We start from the raw sequence: 1,824 nt of genomic DNA, 5'->3' as shown, positions 1-1,824 counted from the left end.
AGCGGGTTGGGTCTGTTGCGGGGCAGGCTAGCGCGAACTATCGCTAGCGACAGAATTTTCAAATTGACTGTACATTGTACATTTAACTCATTGATAAATAATGATTTCAATATGTACACTGTACAGTATGCGATTATTTTTAGATAAAAATTATGTTTATTCTTGACATTGTTGCGTCAATGTCTATTTTCGAATCAGGTGCCTAGAAAACACCTTAAAACAACAAGCGGATTGGTTGCCGAAATAATCAGTCTTCCGCACATTAAAGACTTTGACTCATTATATGCTACATGCGTATAATAATATTGTCGGGTGTGGTTACGCTATACAATACCCTTGTGGGGAAAGCGTAACGACGGGCTTGTTGCCGTGTTTTCTAGCACCCGGCATCCTCTTAGGATGTCAATAGAAAGCCTAATCAACAAGGAGTTCATTATGAACACTCTTATTAAAATTACAGAACAAACGATTGATCAAGAAACAGTTCAAGCCGTCAACGCACGCGAATTATATACATTTTTGGAAGTCAATTCTAATTTTAGAGATTGGATAAAAAACCGTATTAAAGAATACGGCTTCCTAGAAAATAAGGACTTTATAAGTTTAGCTAAAAATTTAGCGAAACCTAATACCTTTCAAGAAAATCAAGGCTTTGTGAGTTTCGGTAAAAATTTACCGAAACCTAAAGGCGGTCGTCCAAGTACAGAATATCACATCACATTAGACATGGCGAAAGAGCTCTCAATGGTTGAACGCAATGAGAAAGGACGTCAAGCACGCCGTTATTTTATTGAATGTGAAAAGAAACTAAAAAGTCAATCTGTTGATTATTGTGATGATATACGTTTTGCTTTCCCAAAAGATTGGGATAAAATGTCTCCAACTAAAAAGGCTGTTTACATTTATGGACCTCTCCATATGCATCTTGTCAAAGCCTTTACATTGGTAGAAGAAAGCAAACATTATAAAGCTTTAATCAAAGAAGCAAAACAAGTCTTAGAAAGATCTGTCGTAAAAGCTGCTTAGATTAAGACACATCTCTCCTCCCCGTTCTCAAAATGGGGAGGTGGTTGGTTTAGCTGCCACTTGCTTTTTTTAAGACTTCACCCATACGTGTTCGCCAATCTTTTCCTTGTTTTTTAAAAGAGGCAATAACGTTTGGGTCAAGGCGTAGAGTAACCGCTTGTTTGGGAGATTCAACCGGTGGACGCCCACGTTTACGGCGCTCTTCTGTTACATACTTAAAAAAGGAGGCTGGTAAAACGTCTTTAGCTGGCTTTAAGCGTGCAAGTTCTTCATCTGTTAGTGGTGGGGAATCCACAGCGTCCCAATCTTCTTTTGTATAGCCACATCCTGTTTCAAAGGTTTTTTTGATAGTCATTGAAAACCTCTCTTTCTTTTTTATTCGCTTGACGAAAACTGATAATGGATATCGCTTCATTGCCAAGCTTTGCAAAAACAATAACTGTTGTACCATCAGAAAAATGTCCAATAGCCTTCATGCGGTTTGAATGGGTTGCATCAATAAAAGCATGTTTCCAGTCAAAGTAAATAACATCAGCAAAATCAAGCTTATGTTTAACAATGTTTAAAGCTCTTTTTGGTTCATCCCACACTATCTTCATATATTTTATGTACACGAAAAAATAAAACCTTGTCAATAATTAAAGTGTACAATAATTCGTATATACCATTCAAAATGGAGCAACTATGAATAAGAAAACGCGTAAGGGTCTATCGGTACGTGCGTTTGCGAAGAAGATGGGTGTTTCACATAATGCGGTTGTTTCTCGGATAAAGACAGGTAAATTTGATGCGGCTCTT

3 protein-coding genes are annotated in these 1,824 nt (G+C 37.5%); 1 reads left to right on the top strand and 2 read right to left on the bottom strand.

Annotated elements, in window-relative coordinates:
- The first annotated feature begins 435 nt into the window (after nucleotides 1–435).
- On the top strand, nucleotides 436–1,026 hold the full coding sequence (locus tag ACFIK2_RS07075; protein ID WP_375677075.1) for an antA/AntB antirepressor family protein: 591 nt from the start codon (nucleotides 436–438) through the stop codon (nucleotides 1,024–1,026).
- Nucleotides 1,027–1,075: 49 nt separating this feature from the next.
- Here the strand turns inward: ACFIK2_RS07075 and ACFIK2_RS07070 are convergent, their stop codons facing one another.
- Both ACFIK2_RS07070 and ACFIK2_RS07065 read right to left on the bottom strand, forming a co-directional pair.
- Entirely contained in the window at nucleotides 1,076–1,381 is a 306-nt protein-coding gene (locus ACFIK2_RS07070; RefSeq protein ID WP_006589112.1) for a BrnA antitoxin family protein, read from the bottom strand.
- A complete protein-coding gene (locus ACFIK2_RS07065) occupies nucleotides 1,359–1,625 on the bottom strand; it encodes a BrnT family toxin (RefSeq protein WP_375677074.1) in 267 nt (88 codons plus the stop codon). Before ACFIK2_RS07065 ends, ACFIK2_RS07070 begins: the two co-directional genes overlap by 23 nt.
- Between the last annotated feature and the right edge of the window lie 199 nt (nucleotides 1,626–1,824).

Origin of the sequence: Bartonella sp. AP88XZML, from assembly GCF_042195565.1 — a bacterium.
Taxonomy (GTDB): Bacteria; Pseudomonadota; Alphaproteobacteria; order Rhizobiales; family Rhizobiaceae; genus Bartonella.
Note: the sequence above shows the minus strand (reverse complement) of the source record. Positions and strands in the feature narration are given on the sequence as shown.

Excerpts from the sequence above, each read along its gene's own strand:
- ACFIK2_RS07075 (WP_375677075.1), top strand. The coding sequence starts at position 436 with ATGAACACTCTTATTAAAATTACAGAACAAACGATTGATCAAGAAACA.
- ACFIK2_RS07070 (WP_006589112.1), bottom strand. The coding sequence starts at position 1,381 with ATGACTATCAAAAAAACCTTTGAAACAGGATGTGGCTATACAAAAGAA.
- ACFIK2_RS07065 (WP_375677074.1), bottom strand. The coding sequence starts at position 1,625 with ATGAAGATAGTGTGGGATGAACCAAAAAGAGCTTTAAACATTGTTAAA.